General features: G+C 70.8%; 24 protein-coding genes and 4 pseudogenes. 6 read left to right on the top strand and 22 right to left on the bottom strand.

The genetic code is table 11. The annotated features are described in order from the left end of the window. Positions 1-169 precede the first annotated feature (169 nt). Positions 170-742 carry a TetR/AcrR family transcriptional regulator gene (locus ACGF2Y_RS22820; protein WP_392950424.1) on the bottom strand — a complete coding sequence of 191 codons (573 nt, stop codon included), beginning with the start codon at positions 740-742 and terminating at the stop codon, positions 170-172. 241 nt (positions 743-983) lie between these two features. Between ACGF2Y_RS22820 and ACGF2Y_RS22825 the strand changes: the two genes are divergently transcribed. Next, the gene (locus ACGF2Y_RS22825) at positions 984-2024 is read left to right on the top strand and encodes an agmatine deiminase family protein (RefSeq protein WP_392950426.1); all 1041 of its coding nucleotides are present in this window, start codon (positions 984-986) and stop codon (positions 2022-2024) included. A gap of 118 nt (positions 2025-2142) precedes the next feature. Here ACGF2Y_RS22825 and ACGF2Y_RS22830 read toward each other — a convergent pair. Beyond that, positions 2143-2325 (bottom strand): annotated as a pseudogene (locus ACGF2Y_RS22830) (hypothetical protein); the annotation flags it as partial. On the opposite strand from ACGF2Y_RS22830, the gene ACGF2Y_RS22835 reads away from it, so the two are divergent. After that, on the top strand, positions 2260-2466 hold the full coding sequence (locus ACGF2Y_RS22835; protein ID WP_392950706.1) for a hypothetical protein: 207 nt from the start codon (positions 2260-2262) through the stop codon (positions 2464-2466). The pseudogene ACGF2Y_RS22830 and the gene ACGF2Y_RS22835 overlap by 66 nt on opposite strands. Here the strand turns inward: ACGF2Y_RS22835 and ACGF2Y_RS22840 are convergent. The 6 genes and pseudogenes from ACGF2Y_RS22840 to ACGF2Y_RS22865 form a co-directional block, all read right to left on the bottom strand. Next, positions 2379-3227: pseudogene (locus ACGF2Y_RS22840) on the bottom strand (IS5 family transposase). The gene ACGF2Y_RS22835 and the pseudogene ACGF2Y_RS22840 sit on opposite strands and share 88 nt — an antisense overlap. Positions 3228-3337: 110 nt before the next feature. Beyond that, positions 3338-4396 carry a VWA domain-containing protein gene (locus tag ACGF2Y_RS22845; RefSeq protein WP_392950429.1) on the bottom strand — a complete coding sequence of 353 codons (1059 nt, stop codon included), beginning with the start codon at positions 4394-4396 and terminating at the stop codon, positions 3338-3340. Between the two features lie 340 nt (positions 4397-4736). Further along, positions 4737-5166 (bottom strand): annotated as a pseudogene (locus tag ACGF2Y_RS22850) (glycogen debranching protein); the annotation flags it as partial. 157 nt (positions 5167-5323) lie between these two features. Next, positions 5324-5542: pseudogene (locus ACGF2Y_RS22855) on the bottom strand (hypothetical protein); the annotation flags it as partial. 408 nt (positions 5543-5950) lie between these two features. Continuing rightward, positions 5951-7279: a class I SAM-dependent RNA methyltransferase gene (locus ACGF2Y_RS22860; RefSeq protein ID WP_392950432.1), complete on the bottom strand. Its 1329-nt coding sequence runs from the start codon at positions 7277-7279 to the stop codon at positions 5951-5953. 134 nt (positions 7280-7413) lie between these two features. After that, positions 7414-9462: an APC family permease gene (locus ACGF2Y_RS22865; RefSeq protein ID WP_392950435.1), complete on the bottom strand. Its 2049-nt coding sequence runs from the start codon at positions 9460-9462 to the stop codon at positions 7414-7416. Positions 9463-9782: 320 nt separating this feature from the next. Here ACGF2Y_RS22865 and ACGF2Y_RS22870 point away from each other — a divergent pair, with 320 nt between their 5' ends. Together ACGF2Y_RS22870 and ACGF2Y_RS22875 are read left to right on the top strand one after the other, a co-directional pair. Beyond that, positions 9783-10451, top strand: coding sequence for a potassium channel family protein (locus tag ACGF2Y_RS22870; RefSeq protein ID WP_392950438.1), 669 nt, complete (start codon positions 9783-9785; stop codon positions 10449-10451). Beyond that, positions 10451-11128, top strand: a complete 678-nt coding sequence (locus tag ACGF2Y_RS22875; protein ID WP_392950441.1) for a potassium channel family protein — start codon at positions 10451-10453, stop codon at positions 11126-11128. Before ACGF2Y_RS22870 ends, ACGF2Y_RS22875 begins: the two co-directional genes overlap by 1 nt. A 76-nt stretch (positions 11129-11204) precedes the next feature. Here the strand turns inward: ACGF2Y_RS22875 and ACGF2Y_RS22880 are convergent, their stop codons facing one another. The 8 genes from ACGF2Y_RS22880 to ACGF2Y_RS22915 form a co-directional block, all read right to left on the bottom strand. Then, complete coding sequence (locus tag ACGF2Y_RS22880; protein ID WP_392950443.1) at positions 11205-11996, bottom strand: DUF3159 domain-containing protein; 792 nt, start codon at positions 11994-11996, stop codon at positions 11205-11207. Positions 11997-11999: 3 nt separating this feature from the next. Then, on the bottom strand, positions 12000-12425 hold the full coding sequence (locus ACGF2Y_RS22885) for an OB-fold nucleic acid binding domain-containing protein (RefSeq protein ID WP_392950445.1): 426 nt from the start codon (positions 12423-12425) through the stop codon (positions 12000-12002). Between the two features lie 99 nt (positions 12426-12524). After that, on the bottom strand, positions 12525-13220 hold the full coding sequence (locus ACGF2Y_RS22890) for a response regulator (protein WP_392950447.1): 696 nt from the start codon (positions 13218-13220) through the stop codon (positions 12525-12527). A 121-nt stretch (positions 13221-13341) separates the two neighbouring features. Further along, a complete protein-coding gene (locus ACGF2Y_RS22895; protein ID WP_392950449.1) occupies positions 13342-15885 on the bottom strand; it encodes a DUF4118 domain-containing protein in 2544 nt (847 codons plus the stop codon). A gap of 181 nt (positions 15886-16066) precedes the next feature. After that, the gene (locus tag ACGF2Y_RS22900) at positions 16067-16801 is read right to left on the bottom strand and encodes an ABC transporter ATP-binding protein (RefSeq protein WP_392950451.1); all 735 of its coding nucleotides are present in this window, start codon (positions 16799-16801) and stop codon (positions 16067-16069) included. Positions 16802-16943: 142 nt separating this feature from the next. Then, positions 16944-17717 (bottom strand): DUF3710 domain-containing protein, encoded by a 774-nt coding sequence (locus ACGF2Y_RS22905; RefSeq protein ID WP_392950453.1) that lies wholly within the window; start codon positions 17715-17717, stop codon positions 16944-16946. A 1-nt stretch (position 17718) separates the two neighbouring features. Beyond that, positions 17719-18246, bottom strand: coding sequence for a dUTP diphosphatase (dut, locus tag ACGF2Y_RS22910; protein WP_381750184.1), 528 nt, complete (start codon positions 18244-18246; stop codon positions 17719-17721). After that, complete coding sequence (locus ACGF2Y_RS22915; RefSeq protein WP_392950456.1) at positions 18246-18830, bottom strand: PaaI family thioesterase; 585 nt, start codon at positions 18828-18830, stop codon at positions 18246-18248. The genes dut and ACGF2Y_RS22915 overlap by 1 nt, the downstream gene beginning before the upstream one ends. A 58-nt stretch (positions 18831-18888) precedes the next feature. Between ACGF2Y_RS22915 and ACGF2Y_RS22920 the strand changes: the two genes are divergently transcribed. After that, positions 18889-19347, top strand: a complete 459-nt coding sequence (locus tag ACGF2Y_RS22920; protein WP_392950458.1) for a DUF3093 domain-containing protein — start codon at positions 18889-18891, stop codon at positions 19345-19347. Between the two features lie 28 nt (positions 19348-19375). Here ACGF2Y_RS22920 and ACGF2Y_RS22925 read toward each other — a convergent pair whose 3' ends face one another. The 4 genes from ACGF2Y_RS22925 to ACGF2Y_RS22940 all read right to left on the bottom strand — a co-directional run bounded on the left by ACGF2Y_RS22925 (position 19376) and on the right by ACGF2Y_RS22940 (position 22936). Next, positions 19376-20329, bottom strand: a complete 954-nt coding sequence (locus ACGF2Y_RS22925; protein WP_392950460.1) for a hypothetical protein — start codon at positions 20327-20329, stop codon at positions 19376-19378. A gap of 13 nt (positions 20330-20342) precedes the next feature. Then, positions 20343-20639, bottom strand: a complete 297-nt coding sequence (locus ACGF2Y_RS22930) for a DUF4193 domain-containing protein (protein ID WP_003965732.1) — start codon at positions 20637-20639, stop codon at positions 20343-20345. 405 nt (positions 20640-21044) lie between these two features. Continuing rightward, the gene (locus ACGF2Y_RS22935) at positions 21045-22277 is read right to left on the bottom strand and encodes a sensor histidine kinase (RefSeq protein ID WP_392950462.1); all 1233 of its coding nucleotides are present in this window, start codon (positions 22275-22277) and stop codon (positions 21045-21047) included. Positions 22278-22282: 5 nt separating this feature from the next. Next, a complete protein-coding gene (locus tag ACGF2Y_RS22940; protein WP_030577291.1) occupies positions 22283-22936 on the bottom strand; it encodes a response regulator transcription factor in 654 nt (217 codons plus the stop codon). 382 nt (positions 22937-23318) lie between these two features. Between ACGF2Y_RS22940 and ACGF2Y_RS22945 the strand changes: the two genes are divergently transcribed. After that, the gene (locus tag ACGF2Y_RS22945; RefSeq protein ID WP_392950465.1) at positions 23319-23492 is read left to right on the top strand and encodes a hypothetical protein; all 174 of its coding nucleotides are present in this window, start codon (positions 23319-23321) and stop codon (positions 23490-23492) included. Between the two features lie 109 nt (positions 23493-23601). Here the strand turns inward: ACGF2Y_RS22945 and ACGF2Y_RS22950 are convergent, their stop codons facing one another. Together ACGF2Y_RS22950 and ACGF2Y_RS22955 are read right to left on the bottom strand one after the other, a co-directional pair. Next, positions 23602-24402 carry an inositol monophosphatase family protein gene (locus ACGF2Y_RS22950; RefSeq protein ID WP_392950467.1) on the bottom strand — a complete coding sequence of 267 codons (801 nt, stop codon included), beginning with the start codon at positions 24400-24402 and terminating at the stop codon, positions 23602-23604. Positions 24403-24437: 35 nt separating this feature from the next. Further along, complete coding sequence (locus ACGF2Y_RS22955; protein WP_392950469.1) at positions 24438-25565, bottom strand: ferrochelatase; 1128 nt, start codon at positions 25563-25565, stop codon at positions 24438-24440. Positions 25566-25643: the final 78 nt, after the last annotated feature.

The following is a 25643-nucleotide window of genomic DNA, read 5'->3' on the forward strand; positions in this document are numbered from 1 at the left end:
CGCTCGTAACGACCTCGTCGATCCATCAAAGCGCCCCATACCACACCAACGAGCCCAACTACCGCAAGCAACGCACTAATTCATCGACGGCCCCGCCGTCAGGACGTCAGAGGGCGGTTCGCACGTTGATGTCCTGTTTCGGATGAGGGCGGGGGCCGTGTTGGTCGGGTCAGGGCCCGAGTTCTGCGGTGATAGCGCCGCGTAGGAGGTGGCGGGCGCGGTCGAGGGTGAGGGTGTCGCTGAGCCAGCGTTTACTGAGCCCTTCGACAAGGGTGGTGAGTCGGTCTGCGGCGTCGTCCGGTGAGATGTCGGGGGTGGCGCGGCCGGTCTGCTGGGCGCGGTGGATAAGGTCGCTGGTGTAGTCGTTCCAGCTGTCGGTGGTGGTGCGGAGCTGGTCGCGTAGTTCGGGCTGGAAGACGGCGGTGGATCGCAGCTCGCCCCAGGCGGTGCTGTTCTCGACGACGACGGGGGTGTCCTGGAGTTCGAGGAGCAGCATCTCTTCCAGGTGGCCGCGGGGGTCGGCGGCGGGGTCGGCGGCGGAGTGCGTGTAGTGCTCGGCGCGGGTGTTGACGAATTCGAGGGTGCGGGCGAGGAGGCCGGCCCGGTCGTGGAAGTGGTAGTAGATCAGCGAGGTCGACACGCCGGCCTCCTCGGCCAGCTCCTCGACTCGCAGGCCCCTGATGCCGCGCTGCGCGATGACACGGGCGGCGGCTTCCAGGATGGCGGTGCGGCGGGCGGACACGGTTCGGCTCCCTCGAAAGATCCAGGCGGTGACGGAGGCAATGCTACCGTCTCACCTGACTGAAATTTCAGTCAGGATTTGTTCTGTCCAGGATGGGAGCCGTGTCATGAGGAGACCGAACCGCCGAAGCGTGCTGAGCGGCGGTGTGGCTGCCGCGCTGGCTGCCGCAGGGCTGACAGCCTGCGCCCAGGATCAGGACAAGAAGCCGGGCCGACCGTCGGCCGGGGCAGAGGAGAGCGCGGTGCCCGTTCAGAAGCAGGCCGAGCTGTTCATGCCGGCGGAGACCCGCGAGCATGTCCGCACGTTCATGTCCTGGCCGCCGCTGGAGTCGGTCTGGGAGGACATGGCGGACGACGTCCAGCGTGACATCGCGGGCATCGCCCGGGCGCTGGCCGAGTTCGAGCCTGTAGTCATGCTGGCTGCCCCGGAGGAGGTCAAGGCCGCCCGCCGGGCCTGCGGCTCCGGGGTCGAGGTGATCGCGGTACCCACCGACGACCTGTGGATGCGCGACAGCGGCCCGACCTTCGTCCAGGGCCCGAAGGGCCTTGAGGGTATCGACCTGCACTTCAACGGCTGGGGCGGCAAGCAGGAGCACGAGCGCGACGCGAAGGTCGCCCGCGCCGTCCTGGAGTACGCCGGCGTGCCCAGCGTCGACGCGCCCCTGGTGGGAGAGGGCGGCTCACTGGAGGTGGACGGCCACGGCACCCTCCTGGTCACCGAGAGCTCCCTGGTCAACCCCAACCGCAACCCCGACCTGAGCCGCGACGAGATCGAGAACTCCCTCAAGCAACTGGTTGGCGCCGACAAGGTGATCTGGTTCAAGGGCGTCAAGGGCCAGGACATCACCGACTACCACGTCGACTCGCTGGCCCGCTTCGGCGAGGACAGTGTCGTCCTGCTCAGCCGCGCCTGGGCCGGCGACGGGCCGGATGTGTGGACCCGCGCCTACGACCAGGCTCGTGGCGTCCTGGAGAACACGACCGACGCCCGTGGAAGAAGGTTCGAGATCATCGACCTCCCCGAACCCGATCCGGCCCGGCTCGGCCGTCGCGGGGAGGACTTCCTCGGCTCCTACGCCAACTACTACATCGCCAACGACGCCGTCCTCATCCCCCGCTTCGGCGACCACAAAGCCGACCAGCAGGCCGCCGCCGTCATCGGCGACCTCTACCCCGACCGCGAGGTCGTCCAGCTGGAGATCCACACCGTCGCCGAAGGCGGGGGAGGCATCCACTGCGCCACCCAACAGCAGCCCAAGGCCACAGAGAGCGGCACTTCCTGAGGTGTTGTGCGATTCCCGGCGAGGTTGAGGCAGGGCCGTGGACCGCGGTACTTGGCCGATCATGGCCTCCTGGTGAAGCTGCCGGTGTCGGTCTCGGCGAGGATATGTCCGCGTACTCGTTGAGGACGGCGAGGATGCGGGGATAGTCAGGGTGCTCGGGCAGGCGCGGCGGAACGGCCGGGAGCCGGTCGGCGAGAGCGGTGACGGTCTTCCGGGTGATCGCGAGGTGTTCGAGGTGGGTATCTGCCTCCCGCAGCCGAGCCTGGAGTTCTTCGATCTGGGCGCGGAGGTCGCCTGCCAGGGCACGGGCAGCTTCCTCCTGGAGGCCGAGCGCGTCGAGCAGCGGTTGGACGTTCACGCTGCCACCACCTGCGCATCGCGCCAGGTGGGGGCGCTCGCGCCGGTGAGCCGACGGGCCATGACGTGCGTCATCGCCCAGTAGACACGGGAAGCGGAGGAGGCGGGGTGGTGCTCCTAGTCGCGGACCAGACGCCGGTGCCGTATCAGGATCCCGTAGGTCTGCTCGACCCTCCACCGCTTCGGCTGCGGAACGAATCCCGTCTCCTGCGGGTTGCGTTCGACGATCTCCACATCGATGCCGAGCGCGGTGCCGTGGGCGACCACAGCCGTCTTGAACCCCTGGTCGACCAGGGCCTTCTCGACCGTGCCGCCGGTGTGCTCGGCGACCTGGTCCAGCAGGGCGATGCCCGCGGCGTTGTCGTGGGTGTTCGCGGCCAGGACGATAACGGCGATGACCAGGCCCAGCACATCCACGGCCAGTCCCCGCTTGCGGCCCGGCACCCTCTTCGCAGGGTCCCGGCCGGTCGTGGACGCTGGGACCCCGACGGCCGCGTGGACACTCTGGGTGTCCAGCACCACCAGGGTCGGGTCCTCTAACCGGCGGGCTCGTTCACGGACCTGGCAGCGCAGGAGTTCGTGGACGACATGTTCGGTTCCGTCGTCCCGCCAGGCAGCGAAGTAGTAGTACGTCGCACTCTTCGGTGGCAGGTCGTGCGGGAGATAGGCCCACTGGCAGCCGGTACGGCCCTGGTAGAGGATCGAGTTCACGATCTCCCGCATCGCGTAGGCGCCCTGGTGGCCGCTGACTGAGCGGTGCCGGTCCTTCCACGCAGTGATCACCGGCTCGATCAGAGCCCACTGCTCATCCGATAAGTCGCTCGGGTACGGCTTGCGTTCACCCACCCCACCACATCAGCAGGCCACCGACTGCGGACCGGAGGATTCCGTCTGCACCCACACCATCAGGCGACGACAGAGCCACTCAAAACCTCACGAACCGGCCTCTCGGGACGTCAGAGCATGATGAGCAGGCGCGTATCGGCCTTGAGCTTCCTGTTCACCGAGCGGCTCTGCACATACACCTCCAGCGCGGGGTTGTTGCCGGCCTTCACGGAGACGGTCCCTCGGACGCCGGCGCCGAACAGGAGGTTGCGCGCCGCCTCGCCCGTATAGGCACGGTCGGTGTCCTTCTCCACCACGATGACCTCCTTGTCGGGCTGTACCTGAACCCGGGTGCCCAACTGGTAGTAGCAGGAGCCGCGTTCGTAGGTAACACCCGGGTGCGAATCGACGAAGGCGCGGATCTCCATCTCCTTGTCGACCTTCAGCAGGCGGTACTTGTCGGCCGCGACCGGTTCGAGCGTGGCCCGCACGTCGTCGACCGATATGTCCTGGCCGACGGCGAACAGGTTCTTCGTGCCGCGCACCCCCTGCTCGCGACCGCGGAGGAAGCTGGTGGCGGCGGCGCGCACGGTGCCGATCGCGTCCTCGACGCCCTTCTGGGAGTCCGCGTCCCAGATGGCGATGTTGCCGGCCGGGAAGCCGTAGTTCTGGGCGGTGCGCTTTGCCAGGGAGTTCGGAACGAGGATCGCGGAGGTCCAGTGCCCCGGGAGCCCGTTCATCTTCGTGGTGATCCGGTCGAGCCAGGGGCCGAGGATGGCCATGTCGCCGTCGTGCCGCCGGTCGCCGCCGGAGGCGTTCTCCTCGCCGTCCGTCACCACGATCTGGAGGAAGCTGTGCTCGCCGTACTCCTCCCAGATGTGCCCCAGGTCGTCCAGGGACTTCAGCGAGGCCTCGATGAGGGCCGTCGCGCCGTTGTTGACCTTGTACAGCCCCCGCATGGACGGAAGATGCTTCACGTCCATGTCCCAGACCAGGTTCTCCACCCGGTGGTCGAAGGAGTAGAGACTGATCCGCGTCTCATGGCCGAGGCTGTCCGACTCCGCCTTCAGCCCCGCCACGAACTCGTCGACGACGCGGATGAGCTGACTCTGGTGCTGGTACATGGAGCCCGAAGCGTCCACGACCAGAGCGACGTGATTCACCTTGTGCTGGATCCTGTTGGCGGACATGGTTCTGCTCCTTCTCCGGTGCTCCCCCGGTGCTCCCCGAGTGATGTCTCCGACTGTATGGGGAGGCACTGACAACGCCCTTCGGCGGACGATCACCTGCCCCCGGGGACCGTGGATCATCCCGCGGCCGAGCGCTGTAGTGCCCGAGTGGCGGCCCCGGTCCAGCATCCGAACTCCCGTACCGTCCCTGGCGGAGCACCCCGGCGCACCTGCCCCGACCGGGCCAGCCCCCGTGCCGGGGCCGCGGAACGCTTCCAGGTCAGCCACACGACCGCTGCCCACTGAGCTACCCGCCACCCGCTACCGCCAGTTCGGCATCGCCGGACCGGAGCGGGCCGCCTCACACCTCAGCGGTCCTGGACTGCTCGGTCCTGCGGAGTTCGTACGCCTCGGCGAGGAGGAGACAGCTGCTGGCTGTCCAGGTGTAGGCACGGTCGCGCAGGCCGCTGCCGGTGAGGGCGTCGAAGTTCTCCGCGAAGCCGGAGGTCTCGCACAGCGCTCGGAGGCGGGCGCTGATGTCCTCGGCCAGGCGGTGGTGCCCCGCGCGGCGCAGTCCGTCCTCGATGAGCACGGCAGTGGGGGCCCAGATCGGTCCGCGCCAGTAGCCGTCGGAGAGGTAGTGCGGGGAGGCGGGGTGTTCGGTTGCCAGTCCGTGTTCGGTCAGGTGTTCCTCCAGCCGGTGTGCCAGTGCGGCACCGATGTCATCGGGCAGGTGCTCCCAGCACGATCGGCATCAGGTCCAGGAGGCTGGAGCTGCCCCAGGTGGTGCCGTCGCCGGCGAAGGATCTGCCGCAACCCGTTGGCTGTCAGGGACGGCCGAGAGCTCGGTGGGTCCAGCCGGCTTCGCGCCAACGGGGGGGGTGAGGTGAGGGTGCCCCGGCCGTCGATGACCTTCGGGCTCGTGACGCGGTTGGCGAGACGGTGGAGGTCGACGTGGCTGAACTCCGGCCATTCGGTCAGTTGCAGCAGCAGATCGGCGTCCTGGGCGGCGGCGATCGGGTGGCCGACGTGGCCGAGTTCGGGGTGAAGCTCGCGGGCGTTGTCGAGGGCCTCGGGGTCGATGACGATGACCGTGCCGCCAAGCTCGTGGAGCGGTCCCCGCCTCCACCACGGCGGACCTCCCCTCTGCCCCCGGCCGCAGGACACCTGTAGGCCCTCCTTCCGGCGATCCGGACCCGCAAAGTCACGGCCAAGAGGCGCATGGACGACCCGGCATCAGCACTCGCGCGGGGCGACAGCATCTCTGGCTGCGCTGCCCTGACCGAACTCCGGACAGGCGCGGACCACGCACATCCCAGGTGCCGTGCCGGGCGGACTCCAGCCCACGCCACACCGGGGTGCCGCCCGCTGGGCAAAGCCGAAAGGGCGTCCACCGGCCCCCACCCTCGGCGCCACACCAATGCTCGCCGTCTCGACGAGGGCCGACCTGCCCAGCAAGCCACCTGACACCTCATCAGAACAAGTGTCAAATGAGCGTCACGCGCGTCATTTCAGCGTCAGGACACCGCCCGCAACACCCGCACCCCACATAAGGCGCACACACAAAACCCCAGATCAGGCGTCCTTCTTCACCGGCTCCAGAATCGCCACGCACTCCACATGGTGCGTCATCGGGAACAGGTCGAACGCCCGCAGCGTCCGCACCTTGTACCCGCCGTCCCGGAAGTACGCCAGGTCCCGCGCCAGCGCCGCCGGGTCGCACGCCACGTAGGCGATCTTGCGCGCGCCCAGCCCCGACAGGTGCTTGACGACCTGCTTGCCCGCGCCCGCTCGCGGCGGGTCCAGGACGATCAGGTCGCACTCCGTGATGCCCGTACGGGGCAGGATCTGGTCGACCTTGCCGTGTTCGATGCGGACCCGGTCGAGGTCCCCCAGGTTGTGGCGGGCGTCCTCGACCGCGCGCTTGCCGGACTCGATGCCGAGGACCGCGCCCTTCTCGCCGATGCGCTGGCCGATGGCGCCGGCGAACAGGCCGACGCCGCAGTAGAGGTCGAGGGCGGTGTCGTTCTTGCGGGGCAGCAGGCCCTGCATGACCGCGCGGACCAGGGTGTTGGCCGCCTGCGGGTGAACCTGCCAGAAGCCGCCGGAGCCGACGCGGTAGGTGCGGTCGTCGGCGCGTTCGCGGACGAAGGCGCGGCCGTGGACGCGGTGGACGCCGCCGTCCTTCTCGTCGACGCGGAGCACGGAGACCGGCTTGTCCAGTTCGACCAGCGGAAGCCGGCCGCCGGGCTTCGGGGTGAGGATGACCTGGCGGTCGTTCGAGCCGGTGGCGGTGATGGCCTCCACCGCGGCGATCTGGGGCCACTCGCGCTTCTCGACGCCGAGCTCGGAAACGCCCGGGGCGGCGATCAGGCAGCGGTCGATCGGCTGGACGTCGTGCGAGCGGTGCTTCCGCAGGCCCGCGCGGCCGTCCGCGTCGACGGCGTACTGGACGCGGGTGCGCCAGGCCGGCACCTCGCCCGGGGGGAGCTTGTCGCCGTCGGCCGGCATGACCGTGCCGTCCCAGCCGGCCTCCTCGGGGGTCAGGCCCGCCAGGCGCAGAAGCTGCTCGGCGATCACCTCGCCCTTGAGACGGCGCTGCGCGCCCGGCTTGGCGTGCTGCCAGTCGCAGCCGCCGCACATGCCGGGTCCGGCGTACGGGCAGGGCGCCTCGACGCGGTCCTTGGACGGCTCGATGATCCGTACCGCGTCGGCCCGCAGGAAACGGGAGTCCGTGTCGCCGTCGGTGACCTTGGCGATGATCTTCTCGCCGGGGAGCGTGTGGCGTACGAAGAGCACCTGGTTCGCGTCGGTGCGGGCGATGCAGTGACCGCCGTGCGCGACGGGCCCGACCTCGACCTCGTACTCCTCCCCGACCAGCGACGACGTGGGTTCGTTCTGCATGAGGGGAGGCTCCAGGGAGAAAGGGAGAAAGAGGGCGAACGGTCGGGCAGACGGCCCGACAACAGCCCATCAGTCTACGTGGACGTGGGCCGGGGTGCTTACCACGACCGGCCGCCGACCCATCGCCCGTGCGTTCACCCCTTGTGGTTCGGCTCTTTCTGGCCGCGCTCCACCGGTCCCCTGCGGACCGCCCCCGGAGGGCTCCAGTCCGCGTGCTTGCGGGCCCGCTTCTTCGCGGCCTCGGAGGACTGGAGCTGGTACGGGACGGAGGTCACCATGACGCCGGGCGTGAAGAGCAGGCGGCCCTTCAGGCGCAGGGCGCTCTGGTTGTGCAGCAGGTGCTCGTACCAGTGGCCGACCACGTACTCGGGGATGTAGACGCTGATCACATCGCGCGGGCTCTCGCGGCGCAGGCCCTTGACGTACTCGATGACCGGGCGGGTCACCTCGCGGTACGGCGAGTCGAGGATCTTGAGCGGGACGTTGATGCCGCGCCGCTCCCATTCCTCGCGCAGTGCCTTCGTCTCGGCCGGGTCGACGCTGATGGAGAGCGCCTCCAGATGGTCGGCGCGGATCAGTTTCGCGTAGGCGAGGGCACGCAGCGTGGGGCGGTGGAGCTTGGAGACCAGCACGATCGCGTGGACGCGGGAGGGGCGCAGGGTCTCGTCGGTGGGGGCCTCGTCGGCGGCGATCTCGGCGGCGACCCGGTCGTAGTGCTTCCGGATCGCGGTCATCGTGCCGTAGAAGATGACCATGCCGAGCAGGGCCACCCAGGCGCCGTGGGTGAACTTGGTGGCCAGGACCACGACGAGGACCAGGCCGGTGAAGGTGGCGCCGAAGGCGTTGATGGCCCGGGAGCGGACCATGTGGCGGCGCTTGGCCCGGTCGCGTTCGTCGGCCAGCAGACGGTTCCAGTGCCGGACCATGCCGATCTGGCTGAGGGTGAAGGAGACGAACACCCCGACGATGTAGAGCTGGATCAGGTGCGTGGAGTCGGCGTCGTACAACCAGACGAGCAGGATGGCGGCCCCGGCCAGCAGGACGATGCCGTTGGAGAACGCCAGGCGGTCGCCGCGGGTGTGCAGCTGGCGCGGCAGGTAGCGGTCCTGGGCGAGGATCGAGCCGAGCAGCGGGAAGCCGTTGTACGCGGTGTTCGCGGCCAGGAAGAGGACGAGTGCGGTCGCCGTGGCGAGGACCATGAAGAGGAACGAGCCATGGCCGAAGACCGCCTCGGCGACCTGGGAGATCACCGGGTCCTGGGTGAAGTCCTCGCCGACCGGGGAGCCGTCGCGGATGAGGTCCACGGCCGGGTTCTCGGACATCTTCACGTCGGTGGCCAGGGCCAGGCCGATGATCCCGCAGAACATGGTGACGGCGAGCAGGCCCATCATGGCGAGCGTGGTCGCGGCGTTCTTGCTCTTCGGCTTCCGGAAGGCGGGCACTCCGTTGCTGATCGCCTCGACCCCGGTGAGGGCGGCGCAGCCGGAGGAGAAGGCCCGCAGGAGGAGGAAGACGAGCGCGAAGCCGGCCAGACCCTCGTGTTCGGGCTTGATCTCGAAGTCGGAGGTGGGGGCGTGCATCGTGTCGCCGAGGACCATCCCCCGGAACGCGCCCCACAGGATCATGAGGAAGACGCCGGCCACGAAGAGATAGGTGGGGATGGCGAAGAGCTTCCCGGACTCCCTGACGCCGCGCAGGTTCATCAGGGTGAGCAGGACGATGGCGCCGATGGCGCAGAGCGTCTTGTGCTCGATGACGAACGGGATCGCGGAGCCGAGGTTCTCGACGCCGGAGGAGATCGACACGGCGACGGTGAGGACGTAGTCGACGAGCAGGGCGCTGGCGACGGTCAGTCCGGCCTTCGGGCCGAGGTTGGTGTTCGCGACCTCGTAGTCGCCGCCGCCGCTCGGGTAGGCGCGGACGTTCTGCCGGTAGGAGGCGACGACCGTGAACATGAGGACGACGACCGCGAGGGCGATCCAGGGGCTGAAGTGGTACGCCGACACCCCCGCGATGGACAGCACGAGGAGGACCTCTCCGGGTGCGTACGCCACCGAGGACAACGGGTCGGACGCGAAGACGGGGAGCGCGATGCGCTTGGGAAGGAGTGTCTCCCCGAGCTTGTCGCTGCGCAGCGCCCGGCCGATAAGGATCCGTTTGGGCAGGTCGGTCAGTTTGGACACGCAGAGGATCGTATGCGGAGCCCGTGGTCCCGGCGCACGCCCTTTCGACGTGGCCCCGCAATCTCCTGCGCCCGGCGGAGAACACCTCCGCATTCTTTAACGCGATCCTTGCGCCCGTTCGGCCCATTTTGCTTTCCCTTTGCCGGAGTGCGCACAGATGCGGACACTCGGATGGGGCGAATACTTCCTCGGCGCATAAGCTCGTCCCGGGGCCGCACCGCGGGTGCGCCCCGTTGTTTGCCCAGCAAGCTGAGAGAGAAGTGTGAGCAGCGTGTTTTCGCAGGTCAGCCGGATGACCAGGACGGCGGGGTAGGCGCACAGTGCACATCGTCATCATGGGCTGCGGGCGCGTCGGAGCCGCTCTCGCACAGACCCTGGAACAGCAGGGGCACACCGTCGCGGTGATCGACCAGGACCCCACGGCGTTCCGTCGCCTCGGGTCCGGATTCGGCGGTCGCCGGGTCACCGGGGTCGGCTTCGACCAGGACACCCTCCGCGAGGCGGGGATCGAGGATGCCGGGGCGTTCGCCGCGGTCAGCAGCGGGGACAACTCCAACATCATCGCGGCCCGGGTGGCGCGCGAGATGTTCTCCATCGAGAACGTCGCGGCGCGCATCTACGACCCGAAGCGGGCCGAGGTCTACCAGCGCATCGGCATCCCCACCGTGGCGACGGTGCGCTGGACGGCGGACCAGATGCTGCGGCGGCTGCTGCCTTCGGGCGCGGAGCCCCTGTGGCGCGATCCGAGCGGAGGCGTGCAGCTCGCCGAGGTGCACACGACGCCGTCCTGGATCGGCCACAGGATCAGCACGCTCCAGGAGGAGACGGGGGTCCGCGTGGCCTTCCTCACCCGGTTGGGCGAGGCCATGCTGCCGACCTCGCAGACCGTTCTGCAGGACGGCGACCTGGTCCACGTGATGATGCGTACGGACGAGATCGCCAAGGTCGAAGAGGCCTTCGCCGAGGGACCCGAGGAAGGCGGTCGCTGATGCGTGTGTCGATTGCCGGAGCGGGCGCGGTGGGCCGTTCCATCGCCGCCGAGCTGCTGGAGAACGGACACGAGGTGCTGCTGATCGACAAGGCGCCGAGTGCCATCTCGGTGGAGCGGGTGCCGATGGCCGAGTGGCTGCTCGCGGACGCCTGCGAGATCACGTCGCTGGACGAGGCGGCGCTGCAGCGGTGCAACGTGGTGATCGCCGCGACCGGGGACGACAAGGTCAATCTGGTCGTCTCGCTGCTCGCCAAGACCGAGTACGGCGTGCCGCGCGTGGTGGCCCGGGTGAACAACCCGAAGAACGAGTGGCTGTTCAACGAGTCCTGGGGCGTGGATGTCGCCGTCTCGACGCCGCGTCTGATGTCGGCCCTGGTCGAGGAGGCGGTGAGTGTCGGCGATCTGGTCCGGCTGCTGCGCTTCAGCCACGGCGACGCCAACCTGGTCGAGCTGACCCTGCCGCCGGAGTCGGCGCTGGCCGGTACCCGCATCGGGGACGTGGCCTGGCCCGAGGACACCTCGCTGGTGACGATCATCCGGGGTACCCGGGTGCTGACGCCGAGCCCCGAGGAGTCCCTGGAGGCCGGTGACGAGCTGCTGTTCGTGGCCGCCCAGGCGCGCGAGGAGCAGTTGGAGGACCTGTTGTCGGTCCGCCGCGATCCTGCGGACGGCTGACCGCCGCACCAGAGGGAAGGGCCCGGAACCGCCGAGCGGTTCCGGGCCCTTCCCCGTCGGATGTCGGGTGTACGGGTCAGGCGTCCGGGTCGCCGAGGGCGGCGGCGGCCCGCGCCGTGCGCTCCTTCTCGGCCTGTTCCTCGGCCTCCATCTCGGCGAAGACGTCGATGGGCGGCGGCGCCTTCGCGAGGAAGACCCAGGTCAGATAGACCGCGAGCAGGAACGGCGGGATCTTCAGCGAGACCAGCACCCAGCCCAACTGGGTCGTGTCGGCCCACCAGTAGAGCGGGAAGAGGATCGCGCACTTGGCCAGCAGGATGAGGCCCCAGGCGTAGCTGGCCTTGGTGTATGCCTTCTTCCGGCCCGGGTTACGAGTCCGCCAGGAGAGGTTCTCCTTGAAGACCGGGCCGAGGATCAGGCCGATCAGCGGCACCCCGGCGGCCGCGGTGCCGAGGTAGGCGACCGCGAGGCCCAGGGTGTAGAGCATGCCCGGCAGGTAGAAGTCCTTGGCATTGCCCGTCATCATCGCGAAGACGACACCGAAGGCCACCCCGAAGACGCCGCTGAAGGCGTGCTTGACGGTGTCCCGGCGGATCAGCCGGACGGCGACGAGGGCCAGGGACACGGCCAGGGCCGCGATGGCCGCGATGTGCAGGTCCTTGTTGATGGTGAAGATCGTGACGAAGAGCAGTCCGGGAAGGACTGTCTCCACCATGCCGCGCACACCGCCGAAGGCCTCGAAGAGGGCGGCCTCGGTGACGGCCTTCGCCTCGGCGTCCTGCTGGGCTGCGTGCCTCCCGCCCGCGTGCTGCGGGTCGGTGCGGTGGGGCTGGTCCGTGTCGGACGTCGGCTTGTCGAGAGACGTCACCGGCTACTCCTTGCCGAGCGGTCGGAGTTCGTATGTGGGGTTGAACAGCACCCGGCGGCCGTGGCTCATGGCGACCCGCCCCGAGGCGATGATCCTGCGGCCGGGCTCTATGCCGAGGATGGAGCGCCGGCCGAGCCAGACCACATCCAGCGGTTCGGTGCCGTCGAAGAGCTCCGCCTCCAGGGCGGGCACTCCGGCCCGGGGACGGAGGGTGACGGTCCGCAACGTACCAGCCACCTTCACGATCTGCCGATCGGAGCACTCGGAGATCCGGGTGCATCCGGTGGCCTGCGCGTCCTCCCACAGCTCCTGGGACTCCAGGTCCTCCTGGGAACTGGAGAGCCGGTCGAGCAGACGGCGGAAGCGCCCGGAAGGCCGCGCCGCCTTCCCGGCCTTCCCGGCTTTCTCGGATCGGGAAACAGCACTCATACCCGAAGCCTACCGGTCCTGCGGGCGGTGCACGGAGGCCCGGGGCAACCACTCGAAAGGGTGCCCCGCGCACCGGTCCGGGCCCCCGCCCGGTGGGTGTCAGCCGCGCTCGAAGCGGTACCCCATGCCCGGTTCGGTGACGAAGTGCCGGGGGTGCGAGGGGTCCGCCTCCAGCTTGCGGCGCAGCTGGGCCATGTAGACCCGCAGATAGTTGGTCTCGGTGCCGTAGGAGGGGCCCCAGACCTCCTGGAGGAGCTGTTTCTGGCTGACCAGGCGGCCGCTGTTGCGGACGAGGACCTCCAGCAGATGCCATTCGGTGGGGGTGAGCCGTACGTCGCGGCCCTCCCGGTGCACCTTCTTCGCCGCCAGGTCGACGGTGAAGCCGGCCGTCTCGACGAGGGCGACGTCCTCGGCGCCGCCCTCCTGGCCGACCGGTTCGGCGCGGCGTACGGAGGCGCGCAGCCGGGCCAGCAGCTCGTCCATGCCGAAGGGCTTGGTGACGTAGTCGTCCGCCCCGGCGTCCAGGGCCTCCACCTTCTCGTCGGAGGTCTGGCGCGCGGAGAGGACGAGGATCGGGACCCGGGTCCAGCCGCGCAGGCCCTTGATCACCTCGACCCCGTCCATGTCGGGCAGCCCGAGGTCGAGGAGGACGACGTCGGGGTGGCGGGCGGCGGCGAGCTGGAGGGCGGTCGCCCCGTCGGGCGCGGCGTCGACCTCGTAATGGCGGGCCTTCAGGTTGATCACGAGGGCGCGGACGATCTGCGGCTCGTCGTCGACCACTAGCACCCTGGTCATCGCGGACCTGCCTTTCTGCTGCACGGGGAGGAGGGAAGAACTCTGTCGTACGGGGCGGAGGACGGACCGGCGTGGCAGCGGGCGGCGGACGCCCCGGGGCGTCCCGGCCCGCGGGGGCGGGTCACGAGGTGACCCGGTCCGGCAGCTCGGCGTCGGCCCGGACGCCGCCCGGCGCCGCGGCGAGGGTCAGGACCATGGTCAGCCCGCCGCCCGGGGTGTCCTCGGCGTCGAGGGTGCCGCCCATGGCCTCGGCGAAGCCCCGGGAGACAGCGAGGCCGAGGCCCACGCCGGCGCCGCGCGGAGCGTCCCCGTACCGCTGGAAGGGCTCGAAGATCCGCTCCTTGGCCTCGTCGGGGACGCCCCGGCCCCGGTCCACGACCCGCAGCTCGACCCGGGGGCCGAGTGCGCTGGCGGCCACGGCGACGGGCTCCCGGCCCGGGTTGTACTTGACGGCGTTCTCCACGATGTTGGCGACGACCCGCTCCAGGAGCCCGGGGTCGACGGCGACCATCGGCAGTGTCTCGGGGATATCGAGGTCGACGCTGCCCTCCGGGACGCCGCCGAGCGCCATGGGGACCACCTCGTCGAGATCGATCTCGCGGATCAGGGGGGTCACGGTACCGGTCTGGAGGCGGGACATGTCCAACAGGTTGCCCACGAGGTGGTCCAGCCGGTCGGCGCCGTCCTCGATGCTTTCCAGGAGCTCCGTCTCGTCCGCCTCGGACCAGGCGACGTCGTCGGAGCGCAGCGAGCTGACGGCGGCCTTGATGGCGGCCAGCGGGGTGCGCAGGTCGTGGCTGACGGCGGCCAGCAGGGCGGTCCTGATCCGGTTGCCCTCGGCGAGCCTGCGGGCCTCCTCGGCCTCCCCGACCAGGCGCTGGCGGTCCAGGACGACGGCAGCCTGCGCGGCGAACGCGCCGAGGACGCGGCGGTCCTCGGCGGGCAGTACCCGGCCGGACAGCGCGAGGGCCATGTGGTCGCCGACCGGCATGTCCACGTCGGCGTCGTCGGGACGGGCGACCGGGGCCGGCCCGACGGATCCGGCGCAGGTCCACGGCTCCACGTCGCCGCCGCGCTCCAGCAGGGCGACGGACTCCATGGCGAAGGTCTCCCGGACCCGCTCCAGCAGGGCGTCCAGGGCGGTCTCGCCGCGCAGGACGCTGCCCGCGAGGAAGGAGAGGATCTCCGACTCGGCCCGCAGCCGGGCGGCCTGGTGGGTACGCCGCGCCGCGAGGTCGACCACCGAGGAGACCGCCACCGCCACCGCGAAGAAGATCACGATGGCGACGAGGTTCTCCGGGTCCTGGACGGTCAGGGTGTGGGTGGGCGGTGTGAACCAGTAGTTCAGCAGCATGGAGCCGACGGCCGCCGAGGCGAGCGCGGGCCGCAGTCCGCCGAGCAGGGCGGCGGCCACCGTCAGGGAGAGGAAGAGCAGGACGTCGTTGGCGAGGCCGGGGGCGTCCTCCATGCCGCGCAGCACCACCGCGAGCAGGACGGGGCCGATGACGCCGACGAGCCAGCCCCAGATGATCCGGGCGCGGCCGAGCCGGACGCCGCGGGCGATGGGCAGACCGCGGCCCTTGGCGACCTCTTCGTGGGTGACGATGTGGACGTCGAGGTCGGGGCCGGACTCGCGGGCGACGGTCGCGCCGACCCCGGGGCCGTAGATGTACTGCCAGGCCTTGCGGCGGCTGGAGCCCAGCACGAGCTGCGTGGAGTTGACGCCGCGGGCGAACGCCAGCAGGGCGGCCGGTATGTCGTCGCCGATGACGTGGTGGAAGGTGCCGCCGAGGTCCTCGACCAGGGTGCGCTGGACGGCCAGCTCCTTGGGGGACGCCGAGGTCAGGCCGTCGCTGCGGGCGATGTAGACGGCGAGGATCTCGCTGCCGGAGCCCTTGGCCGCCATCCGGGAGGCGCGGCGGATGAGGGTGCGGCCCTCGGGCCCGCCGGTCAGCCCGACGACGATGCGCTCGCGGGCCTTCCAGGGGGTGCGGATGTTGTGCTCGCCGCGGTACTGCTGGAGGTACTCGTCGACCCGGTCGGCGACCCAGAGCAGGGCCAGCTCGCGCAGCGCGGTGAGGTTGCCGGGGCGGAAGTAGTTCGAGAGGGCCGCGTCCATCTTGTCGGGCTGGTAGATGTTGCCGTGCGCCATCCGGCGGCGCAGCGCCTGGGGCGACATGTCGACCAGCTCGATCTGGTCGGCCCGGCGGACCACCTCGTCGGGTACGGTCTCGCGCTGCCGGACGCCGGTGATCGACTCGACGACGTCGCCGAGCGACTCCAGGTGCTGGATGTTGACCGTGGATATGACGTCGATCCCGGCCTTGAGGAGCTCCTCGACGTCCTGCCAGCGCTTGGCGTTGCGGGAGCCGGGGACGTTGGTGTGGGCCAGCTCGTCCACCAGGGCCACGGCCGGGGCGCGCTCCAGGACGGCGTCGACGTCCATCTCGGTGAAGACGGCCGAGCGGTAACCGATCTCGCTGCGCCGGACCTGCTCCAGTCCGTGCAGCAGCACCTCGGTGCGCGGCCGGGCGTGGTGCTCCACGAAGGCCACCACGCAGTCGGTGCCGCGCTCGACCCGGCGGTGGGCCTCGGAGAGCATCGCGTACGTCTTGCCGACGCCCGGTGCCGCGCCCAGGTAGATCCGGAGTGTGCCGCGTCCCATGGCCCCATTGTCTTCTTCCGTCCGGCGGCGTCCTGTCGACGGCCGGTGGCACCCGGTGCGGCTGCCGACCTCGACGCTACTCCGCCGGGAGCCGTGGTTCGGTCCCCGGGAGTGCGGGTGGGGAGCGTATTGACGGAACTCTGATGTGCGCCGGAGCCGGTGCGGAGGCGCTACGGGAACGTCAGCCGTGTTCGACGACGTGGCCGTCGCTCAGCTCCAGGACCCGGTCGGCGAGGCCCAGCAGCTGGGGGTCGTGGGTGGCGACGAGAGCGGTGACGTTCTCGCTGCGGACGACCGCGCGGAGCAGTTCCATCACGGCGAGCCCGGTCTCGGCGTCGAGCTGCCCGGTGGGCTCGTCGGCGATCAGGAGGGCGGGGCGGTTGGCGAGGGCGCGGGCGATGGCGACGCGCTGCTGCTGGCCGCCGGAGAGCTCGCCGGGCCGCTGCTCGGCGTGGTCGGCGAGGCCGACGAGGGAGAGCAGCAGCGCGACCCGCTCGTCGCGCTCGGCCGGGTCGGCCCTGCGCAGCCGGAGCGGTACGCCGACGTTCTCGGCGGCGGTCAGGATCGGGATGAGGCCGAAGGACTGGAAGATGAAGCCGACCCGGTCCCGGCGCAACTCCAGGAGGCCCTTCTCGCCGAGCCCCGCCAGCTCGGTGCCGTCGACGGTGATCCGGCCGTCGTCCGGGGTGTCAAGGCCGCCGACCAGGTTGAGCAGGGTGGTCTTGCCGGAGCCGGAGCGGCCCTTGAGCGCGACCAGCTCACCGCGGGGGATCTCGAAGGAGATGCCGCGCAGGGCGTGCACGGCGGCCGCTCCGCTCCCGTACGAGCGGCGCAGGTTCTCGACCGTGACCATGACCGTACGGGCCGGGTCCTCGGCGAGGGCCGTGCCGGACTGCCCGCTGGTGCTCTCGGTCATGCTGCTCCCCCGTGCCTACGTGGCCTGCGTCGTCGCCCGCCAGTATGTGCGTGCGGCACACACTCGGGCAATGGCCGGTGGGCCGCACCCGTGGAAAGGGGGCGGCCCACCGGCCTGTGCCGCGAAGTACTGCCAAGTGCTGCTAGCGGACCTCGGTGATCTCGGGGCCGCGCTGGAGCTGGCCCATGCCGCCGGAGAACTTCGAGCTCTCCTGGTCCTCCTGCTGCACGCCCTCGGGCACCATCTGGGCGTCGTTGGGGAGCTTGAGGACGATCGGGTCGCGGGGGGCCATCGGGCCGTCGCCGCGGACGACCACGGTGTCCCGGAAGACCGTCTCCAGCAGCCCGGCGGCCTCCGGCTGGACGGCTCCCTGACCGGAGATCACTCCGCGCAGGAACCATCGCGGCCCGTCGACGCCGACGAAGCGCACGAGCTGCACACCGCCCGTGCCGTCCGGGAGCTGTACGGGGACCTGCGCGCGCAGCTCCCAGCCCAGCGGGCCCTCGACCTCGTCGATGATGCCGCCCTGCTGGGTGATGCCCGAGGCGATCTCGTCGCGGACCTCGCCCCAGATGCCCTCTTTCTTGGGGGCGGCGAAGGCCTGCAGCTGGACCGCGCTGTCGCGCAGCACCACGGTGGCGGCGACGATCGCGTCCCCGGCCACCTCGACGCGCAGTTCCATGCCCTCGACCCCGGGGACGAAGATGCCGCCCAGGTCGACCCGGCCCTCGCCGGGCTCGGTGACCTCGGTGCTGTCCCAGGGTCCGTCCGGCCTGGGGGCCGGCGGAAGATTCATCCGACGGGCGCCCTTGGCGGCACCGTCGCTGCCCTCGGGCTCGTCGGCGACCTGCTCGGCCTCGCGCACCTCGTCCGCCGCGTCCTCGGCGGAACCACTCTTCTTGCGACGTCCGAACACGTCACTGTCCTTCCCGGTCGGATACGACCGAAGCGTAGCTGTTCCCACCGTGGGTGATCCCGCCCTCGGCGCCGTCCACCGACGCGTGGCCGCCGGTGGACCCGAAGCCCCCTTCGGCCCGCGCCGAGCCGGGAAGTTCCGCCACCTCGTGGAAGCGCACCTTCTCGACCTGCTGGACAACCAATTGGGCAATCCGGTCGAACCGTTCGAATCGCACGCTCTCGCGTGGATCGAGGTTGACCACGATCACCTTGATCTCCCCACGGTACCCGGCATCCACGGTCCCTGGGGCATTCACGAGGGCCACTCCGCAGCGGGCCGCGAGGCCGGAGCGCGGGTGCACGAACGCGGCGTACCCGTCGGGCAGGGCGATCGAGACGCCGGTGGGCAGCACCGCGCGCTCGCCGGGCGCGAGCTCGGCGGCCTCGGTGGTCACCAGGTCGGCCCCGGCGTCCCCCGGGTGTCCGTACGCCGGAATCGGCACCTCCGGGTCGAGCAGGCGGATCAGTACGTCGACGGGGTTGCGCATCAGGGGTTCACCTCGAAGGCGCGGGCGCGCCTGACCTGGTCGGGGTCGGACATGGCGGCCTGGATCTCGGCGGGACGGCCGTTGTCGATGAAGTGGTCGACCTTGACCTCGATGAAGAGGGCGTCGGCCCGGACCGCGACGGGGCCTGCGGGGCCGCCGATCCGGCCGGTGGCGGTGGAGTAGATCTTCCGGCCGTGCACGGCGGTGATCCGGGCGTCGAGGTGCAGCACGGTGTCCACGGGGACGGGACGGACGAAGTCGGTCTCCAGCCGTCCGGTCACCGCGATCGTACGCAGCAGCCAGTTCAGCGAGCCGAGCGTCTCGTCCAGCGCCGTGGCGAGCACGCCGCCGTGGGCGAGGCCGGGGGCGCCCTGGTGGGCGGGCCGCACGGTGAACTCGGCGGTGACGCTCACGCCTTCACCGGCCCGTGCCATCAGGTGCAGCCCGTGCGGCTGTCCCCCGCCGCAGCCGAAACAGTGTTCGTAGTGCGCTCCGAGCAGTTCGCCGGGGGCGGGCGCGTCGGGGTGCCGGACCGGTGCGACGGCATCGGCCGGAGGTGTCAGAGCTGCTGATGTTCCACTCACAGGCGCAGACCTTACCCGCGCGGCGGTCCGCCGGTCGCGCCGTGCCAAGCTTGGTTCCATGCAGCCTTCCGCCCCGCCCTTCGACGAACGTCTCACCGCACCCCGCTCCTGGTGGTTCATCGCCTTCGGGATCGGTATCGCCTGTGCTCTGATGCTGCTGCCGCTGGGCACCCTGCCGCTGCTCGCCGGGCTGGTCGGCGGCACGGCCGCGGCCGCCGTCCTGGTGAGCGGTTACGGCTCGGCCCGGATCCGGGTGGTGGCGGGGGCACTCGTCGCCGGCGATGCCCGGATCCCGCTGTCGGCGCTCGGTGAGCCCGAGGCGCTGGACGCCGAGGAGGCGCGGGCCTGGCGCACGCACAAGGCGGACGCCCGTGCGTTCATGCTGCTGCGCGGCTACGTGGAGACGGCGGTGCGGGTGGAGGTCACGGACCCGGACGACCCGACTCCGTACGTCTATCTCTCCACCCGGGACCCGCGGGGCCTGGCAGCGGCGCTGAGCGGCGCCCCGAAGGGCTGATTCGGACCGCGAGGCCCCGGTGCAGGGTTCAGGGGCCGTCGATCTCCTTGGGCAGCTCGACCGGGTTCGGGGGCTGCTCCAGCGGAGGCAGCGCGGGCAGCCGGTCCCAGGGAACCTGGTGCTCGCGCAGGTCGTTCCTGATCCGGTCGGCGAGCTTGCGGGTGTCGCGGCGGTTCATCATGGCGCCGACGGCGGCGCCGATCATGAACGGGATCAGGTTGGGCAGATTGCGCGCCATGCGCTTCGTGATCTGCTGGCGCAGCTCACGCTTCATCTGGCCGCCCAGGGCGGCGTTGAGCGTGGTGGGCCGGGTGACGTCGATGCCGCGCTCCTCCGTCCACGACGTCAGATACGCGGTGCTGCGCCGGCCGAGATTGCCCGGGGGGCGGCAGCCGTAGACCTCGTGGAGCTCGGCGACGAGCTTCATCTCGATCGCGGCGACGCCGGTCACCTCCGCCGCCAGCTCGGCGATCATGGCGGGCGGTACGGGCATCATGGCGGCGGCCCCGATGCCTGCGCCGACGGTCGCGGTGCCCCGGCAGGCTCCCGTGACCAGCTTGTCGGCCAGTTCCTCGGGCCCCAGCCCGGGGAACTGCCTCCGCAGGGCGGCGAGGTCGCGCACCGGCACGCGCGGGGCCGTGTCGATGATGCGGTCGGCCAGCTGTGCGGCCAGTGCCTTGGCGCTCTCCCTGCCCTTGTGCACGCCCCGTTTCACTGTGTGCAGGCGGCCCCCGGTCATGGGCTCCGCCCGGTCCTGCTCTCCGGTCCGGTCCGGCGACGCTGCCGCCCCGGCCACTTCGAGCGAGGCCGAACGGCCTCGCTCGTCGTCGGAACCGCCGGAATGATCCGGCAGGGCGGCGGACCGCTCGGCAGACGTGTCGCCGCCTTCTGCCGGGCCTGTGCCGCCTGTACCGTGCTGGTTCGCCTCCGGGCCGCGCCGGCGCCAGGGGCGCCGCTTCGGGAACGGTGTCTCGCCTGCCACGGCCGACTCGACCTCAGTCGCAGTCGCGGCAGATGGGCTGACCGTTCTTCTCGCGGGCCAGCTGGCTGCGGTGGTGCACCAGGAAGCAGCTCATGCAGGTGAACTCATCGGCCTGCTTGGGCAGCACCCGGACGGCCAGCTCCTCGTTGGAGAGGTCCGCGCCGGGCAGCTCGAGTCCCTCGGCCGCGTCGAATTCGTCGACGTCGACGGCGGATGCCGTCTTGTCGCTCCGACGTGCCTTGAGCTCTTCGAGGCTGTCCTGGTCCACGTCGTCGTCTGTCTTGCGTGGGGTGTCGTAATCCGTTGCCATGTCGCTCTCCCCCTCTTGGGTGTCTACGGGTGTCTCAGCGCACGTAACGCGTGAGAGGCCGGACTTGTGCCCGACCTGAGGCGGAGATTTTGCCTCACATCAAGGTCTGTTACTCAATCGACACCCAACCGGGCGCCTCGGCGAGGCTCGGCTTGGGTGGCGATGGGGACCGTACACGGTCCCGACTGTGCAGTTCACAGGCGCCACCCCGTGTACTTCCCGTGATAACGATCCCCGAAAACCCGGACGATTACCGGCTTTCCGACAGAGTCGCGATCACCGAGAGTAGAGGGCCGGAAAATCGGCCCTGTGATCGATCACACACGACCCGCCCGGGGACGGGTCCTGAAAATTCCGCCCAAAGCGAACATGGAGATATCGTGCAGAATCACATCGTGCGGCCTCTCAGACCGGCAGCGTGACGCGCATCACGAGACCGCCGCCCTCGCGGGGCTCCGCGATGATACGGCCTCCGTGGGCCCGCGCGACGGAACGGGCGATCGACAGGCCGAGTCCGACACCCTTGTCACTGCCCGTGCGCTCCGTACGCAGCCGCCTGAACGGCTCGAAGAGGTTGTCGATCTCGTACGCCGGGACCACCGGGCCGGTGTTCGAGACGACGAGCAGGGCCTGCCCGTCCCGCACCTCGGTGGTGACCTCCACCCAGCCGCCCTCGGGCACGTTGTAGCGCACGGCGTTCTGCACGAGGTTCAGCGCGATCCGCTCCAGCAGGACCCCGTTGCCCTGGATCACGGCCGACCCCCGCTCGCCGCGGATCTCCACGCTCTTCGCCACCGCCTCCGCCCGGGTCTGGTCGATGGCGCGCTCGGCGACCTCGGCGAGGTCGACCGGTTTGCGCTCGACGATCTGGTTGTCGCTGCGGGCCAGCAGCAGCAGGCCCTCGACCAGCTGCTCGCTGCGCTCGTTGGTGGCCAGGAGGGTCTTGCCGAGCTGATGGAGCTCCGGTGGGGCCTCCGGGTCGGAGAGATGGACCTCCAGCAGGGTGCGGTTGATCGCCAGCGGGGTGCGCAGCTCGTGCGAGGCGTTGCCGACGAACCGCTGCTGCGCGGTGAAGGCCCGCTCCAGCCGGTCCAGCATGTCGTCGAAGGTGTCCGCCAGCTCCTTCAGCTCGTCGTCCGGGCCGTCCAGCTCGATCCGGCGGGTGAGGTCCGTACCGGCCACCCGGCGCGCGGTCCGGGTGATCCGGCCGAGCGGGGACAGGACGCGTCCGGCCATGGCGTAGCCGAAGGCGAAGGCGATCACGCTGAGGCCGACCAGGGCCAGGAGCGAACGGTTGAGCAGGGTGTCCAGCGCCGCCTTGCGCTGGTGGTTGACGCAGGTGTTCATCGCGGCGTTGAAGGCGTCCGGGCTGGCGTTCGGGGGCAGGTCGCAGATCTCGCTGGTCACCTTGCCGCTCACGATCTCGAACGGCAGATCCGTGCCGACGCTCAGCGCCTGCGCGGCCAGCATGTAGATGATCGACAGCAGCACGATGCCCGCGATCAGGAACATCCCGCCGTACAGCAGGGTGAGCCGTATCCGGATGGTCGGGCGCAGCCAGGGGTACGGGGGCTCCTGCTGCTTGGGCTCCCAGGTGGGCTTCGGGGGCGCCGCGGGGGGCCCGGGGGTGGCGGCCATGGTCCTCAGATCCGGTATCCGGAGCCCGGCACGGTGACGATCACGGGCGGTTCGCCGAGCTTGCGGCGGAGCGTCATGACCGTGACCCGCACCACGTTGGTGAAGGGGTCGGTGTTCTCGTCCCAGGCCTTCTCCAGCAGCTGTTCCGCCGAGACGACCGCGCCCTCGCTGCGCATGAGGACCTCCAGCACCGCGAACTCCTTCGGGGCGAGCTGGATCTCCGCCTCGTCGCGGAAGACCTCGCGGCGGTTCGGGTCGAGCTTGATGCCGGCGCGCTCCAGGACGGGCGGCAGCGCCACCGTCGTACGACGGCCCAGCGCGCGCACCCGGGCGGTGAGCTCGCTGAAGGCGAAGGGCTTGGGCAGATAGTCGTCCGCGCCCAGCTCCAGGCCCTCGACCCGGTCGCTGACGTCACCGGACGCGGTGAGCATGAGCACCCGGGTGGGCATGCCGAGCTCGACGATCCTGCGGCAGACGTCGTCCCCGTGCACCACCGGGAGGTCCCGGTCCAGCACAACGACGTCGTAGTCGTTGACCCCGATGCGCTCCAGGGCCGCGGCACCGTCGTAGACGACGTCGACGGCCATGGCCTCCCGGCGCAGTCCGGTGGCCACCGCATCGGCGAGCAGCTGCTCGTCCTCGACGACGAGTACGCGCACGGCGCAGTCCTTCCTTCGGTCCTTCGATGGGTTCACAGGTCGAGCGGCCCACGCGGGGCCGCTCGGACAGGGGCAGCAATGCCGACTGTGCGCTTCCATCCTGCCCGCAACGCGCATAAACCGGCGGTAAGGCGGCGGCGGGCCGGAACGCCCGGCTGCTGCCCGCCGGGAATGCGGCGGGTTTCCGGGCCAGTTGAGGTTTCTCCGAGCCGTGGCGTGGGGAAGAGGGGTTCACACCAGCGATCACGCCTGTCCCGTGGCATGCCACGGACCGCTCCGTTCTTCCCGGAGCGGCGGCGCGGTCACCCGCTCCTCCGGCTGCCCGGCCGGGGGAATCCCGGGCACACCTCCGTGCCACCGACCCACGATGAGGGGGCGCATCATGGACGCTTTCACCGCAGGTCTGCTGCAACGCATCAAGACGACCGAGTCCGACCTCACGCGGGCGCGCGAGGAGGGCGACGACTTCCTCGCGGATGTCGAGCAGGGCGAGCTGGACGATCTGCGCCGTCTCGCAGCCGAGCACGGCGTGGAAATCGGCGCCACCAGCGTCTGAGCCGTACGTCACGGGGCCCCGGACACCGTCATGGTGTCCGGGGCCCCGTGGCGTGTGCGGCGGCCCCAGGGCCCTCCTCGGGGCCTTTTCGCGGGGCAGGCGGGCCCCGTCAGTCGTGCCAGGCTCCCAGTTCGTCGAGGGCGGCCTGCAGCGGCTCGAAGACACCGGGGGTGGCGGCCACCGTCAGGTCGCCGTCGGCGGGCAGCCCCGGGCGGCCGCCGGTCAGCGCGCCCGCCTCCCGGGCGATGAGGTCGCCCGCGGCCAGGTCCCAGGGATGCAGCCCGCGCTCGTAGTAGCCGTCCAGCCGGCCGGCCGCCACATCGCAGAGGTCGACGGCCGCCGAGCCGCTGCGCCGGATGTCCCGGAGCCTGGGGATCAGCCGCTGGGCGACGTCCGCCTGGTGGGCGCGGACGTGGGAGACGTAGTTGAAACCGGTCGAGACGAGGGCCTGGTCCAGCGGCGGGGCGGGGCGGCAGCGCAGGGCTTCGCCGTTCGCGAACGCACCGCCGCCGAGGACCGCCCGGTAGGTCTCCCGGCGCATCGGGGCCTCGACGACGCCCACGACCCGCTCGCCGTCGCGCTCGGCGGCGATGGAGACCGCCCAGGTGGGCAGGCCGTAGAGGTAGTTCACCGTGCCGTCGAGCGGGTCGATGACCCAGCGGATGCCGGTGCTGCCCGGGGAGCTGGCCCCTTCCTCGCCGAGGAAGCCGTCGTCGGGGCGGAAGTCGGTGAGGTAGCCGGTGATCAGCTTCTCGGCGGCGATGTCCATCTCGGTGACCACGTCGATGGGGCTGGACTTCGTCGCGGCCACCCCCAGATCGGCCGGGCGGCCGTCGCGCAGCAGGGCTCCGGCGCGGCGGGCGGCCTCCAGGGCGAGGTCGAGCAGTTCGGACAGGGCGGGGTCGGTCACGGTGCTCCCAGGGGGCTCGGCGGGGACTGAAGGCTCTACGCGTACGGGCTGTCGGCGCCCGCGGCGGCCGGCTTCGGGGCCCTGGCGGGACAGCAGCCGACCGGACAGAGGTCGTGGGAGGGGCCGAGGGACCCCAGCGCGCAGCGCTCCACCGCCCGGCCCCGCTCACTCCCGGCGCGCTCCAGGAGCAGGTCCCGGACGGCGGCGGCGAAGCGCGGGTCGTCGCCCACGGTGGCGGACCGGCGGACCGGCAGACCGATCTCGGCGGCCTTCGCGGTGGCCTCGGTGTCGAGGTCGTACAGGACCTCCATGTGGTCCGAGACGAAGCCGATGGGCGCCATCACGACCGCCGGGACGCCCTCGGCGCCCAGGGTCTCCAGGTGGTCGCAGATGTCGGGCTCCAGCCACGGGATGTGCGGGGCGCCGCTGCGGGACTGGTAGACGAGCTGCCAGGGGTGCTCGACGCCGGTCTCCTCGCGCACCGCCTCGATGATCAGCCGGGCCACGTCGAGGTGCTCGGCGACATACGCGCCGCCCTCGCCGTGCGCCTCGGCCGGGCCCGAGGCGTCGGCGGCGGAGGTCGGGATGGAATGGGTGGTGAACGCGATGTGCGCGCCCGCGCGGACGTCCTCGGGGAGGTCGGCGAGCGAGGCGAGGACGCCGTCCGCCATGGGCGTCACGAAGCCGGGGTGGTTGAAGTAGTGCCGCAGCTTGTCGACCCGGGGCACGGGCAGCCCCTCGGCCGCCAGGACGGCCAGCGACTCGGCGAGGTTCTCGCGGTACTGGCGGCAGCCCGAGTAGGAGGCGTAGGCGCTGGTGGCGAGGACGGCGATCCGGCGGTGTCCCTCGGCGGTCATCTCGCGCAGGACGTCGGTCAGATACGGCGCCCAGTTGCGGTTGCCCCAGTAGACCGGGAGATCCAGGCCGTGGTCGGCGAAGTCCTTGCGCAGCGCGTCGAGCAGTGCGCGGTTCTGCCCGTTGATCGGGCTGACCCCGTCGAACAGGAAGTAGTGCTTGCCGACCTCCTTGAGGCGTTCCTCGGGGATGCCGCGGCCGCGGGTCACGTTCGCCAGGAACGGGACCACGTCGTCCGGGCCCTCGGGACCGCCGAAGGAGAGCAGCAGCAGGGCGTCGTAGGGAGCGGGATCGCGCAGATCGGACATGACATCGATCCTGCCACCCGCCTCCGACAGGGCGGCAACCGACATCCGACGCCCCGTCGGGAAGACCGCACAGGCCGT

Source organism: Streptomyces sp. NPDC048142, assembly GCF_043202835.1.
GTDB lineage: Bacteria > Actinomycetota > Actinomycetes > Streptomycetales > Streptomycetaceae > Streptomyces.

Bases quoted from the DNA above. Each gene is read 5' to 3' on its own strand.
- dut (WP_381750184.1), bottom strand. From the start codon at position 18,246: ATGCGCAACCCCGTCGACGTACTGATCCGCCTGCTCGACCCGGAGGTG.
- ACGF2Y_RS22885 (WP_392950445.1), bottom strand. From the start codon at position 12,425: ATGAGTGCTGTTTCCCGATCCGAGAAAGCCGGGAAGGCCGGGAAGGCG.
- ACGF2Y_RS22920 (WP_392950458.1), top strand. From the start codon at position 18,889: ATGCAGCCTTCCGCCCCGCCCTTCGACGAACGTCTCACCGCACCCCGC.
- ACGF2Y_RS22895 (WP_392950449.1), bottom strand. From the start codon at position 15,885: ATGGGACGCGGCACACTCCGGATCTACCTGGGCGCGGCACCGGGCGTC.
- ACGF2Y_RS22860 (WP_392950432.1), bottom strand. From the start codon at position 7,279: ATGCAGAACGAACCCACGTCGTCGCTGGTCGGGGAGGAGTACGAGGTC.
- ACGF2Y_RS22955 (WP_392950469.1), bottom strand. From the start codon at position 25,565: ATGTCCGATCTGCGCGATCCCGCTCCCTACGACGCCCTGCTGCTGCTC.
- ACGF2Y_RS22935 (WP_392950462.1), bottom strand. From the start codon at position 22,277: ATGGCCGCCACCCCCGGGCCCCCCGCGGCGCCCCCGAAGCCCACCTGG.
- ACGF2Y_RS22845 (WP_392950429.1), bottom strand. From the start codon at position 4,396: ATGTCCGCCAACAGGATCCAGCACAAGGTGAATCACGTCGCTCTGGTC.
- ACGF2Y_RS22875 (WP_392950441.1), top strand. From the start codon at position 10,451: ATGCGTGTGTCGATTGCCGGAGCGGGCGCGGTGGGCCGTTCCATCGCC.
- ACGF2Y_RS22945 (WP_392950465.1), top strand. From the start codon at position 23,319: ATGGACGCTTTCACCGCAGGTCTGCTGCAACGCATCAAGACGACCGAG.
- ACGF2Y_RS22890 (WP_392950447.1), bottom strand. From the start codon at position 13,220: ATGACCAGGGTGCTAGTGGTCGACGACGAGCCGCAGATCGTCCGCGCC.
- ACGF2Y_RS22900 (WP_392950451.1), bottom strand. From the start codon at position 16,801: ATGACCGAGAGCACCAGCGGGCAGTCCGGCACGGCCCTCGCCGAGGAC.
- ACGF2Y_RS22930 (WP_003965732.1), bottom strand. From the start codon at position 20,639: ATGGCAACGGATTACGACACCCCACGCAAGACAGACGACGACGTGGAC.